Source organism: Frankia sp. AgB1.9 (assembly GCF_016786355.1).
Lineage (GTDB): Bacteria > Actinomycetota > Actinomycetes > Frankiales > Frankiaceae > Pseudofrankia.
Map to the genome: position 1 here is coordinate 17,331 of NZ_JADWYX010000157.1, position 980 is coordinate 18,310.

Below are 980 nucleotides of genomic sequence, written 5' to 3' on the forward strand. Positions count from 1 at the left end.
ACGCTGCGGTGGGCAGCGGATTATGCGGGTGCTCGGGAGTTGGAGCAGGAGGTTCTCGGCCGGCGGCGAGAGCTCCTCGGTCCCGACGATCCCCGGACCCTGGACGCGATGGCCACCCTGGCCGCGACGGTGTGGAGCGCTGGGGATTATGCGGGTGCTCGGGAGTTGGAGCAGGAGGTTCTCGGCCGGCGGCGAGAACTCCTCGGTCCCGACGATCTCCGGACCCTGACCGCGATGGCCAATCTGGCCGTGACGCTGCGGAACGCCGCGGACTATGCGGGTGCCCGCGAGTTGGAGCAAAAGGTTCTCGGCCGGCGGCGAGAGCTCCTGGGCTCCGACGATCCCCGGACCCTGGACGCGATGGCCAACCTGGCAGCGACGGTGTGGAACGCTGGGGATTATGCGGGTGCTCGGGAGTTGGAGCAGGAGGTTCTCGGCCGGCGGCGAGAGCTCCTCGGTCCCGACGATCCCCGGACCCTGGACGCGATGGCCAATCTGGCCGCAACGCTGCGGAACGCTGGCGACTACACGGGTGCCCGCGAGTTGCAGCAGCGCGTCCTCGACCGGCGGCGAGAGCTCCTGGGCTCCGACGATCTCCGGACCCTGGACGCGATGGCCAACCTGGCAGCGACGGCGCGGAACGCTGGAGACTTTGCGGGTGCTCGGGAGTTGGAGCAGGAGGTTCTCGACCGGCGGCGAGAACTCCTCGGTCCCGACGATCCCCGGACCCTGACCGCGATGGCCAACCTGGCCGTGACGCTGCGGAACGCCGCGGACTATCCGGGTGCTTGGAAGTTGCAGCAGCACGTCCTCGACCGGCGGCGAGAGCTCCTGGGCTCCGACGATCTCCGGACCCTGACGGCGATGGCCAACCTGGCCGTGACGCTGCGGGACGCTGCGGACCAATACCGCTAAGTTAAGACCCGCGCCAACAAGATCAAATAGACATCGATGATCTTCGTTGCGTTCTGGGGATCCTT

Annotated in this window: 1 protein-coding gene; it reads left to right on the forward strand. The window is 68.1% G+C overall.

Going from position 1 to position 980, the window contains the following annotated elements:
- On the forward strand, positions 1-915 hold a 915-nt coding region (locus I6A60_RS36985; protein WP_203021925.1), incomplete at its 5' end, for a tetratricopeptide repeat protein.
- Positions 916-980 lie beyond the last annotated feature (65 nt).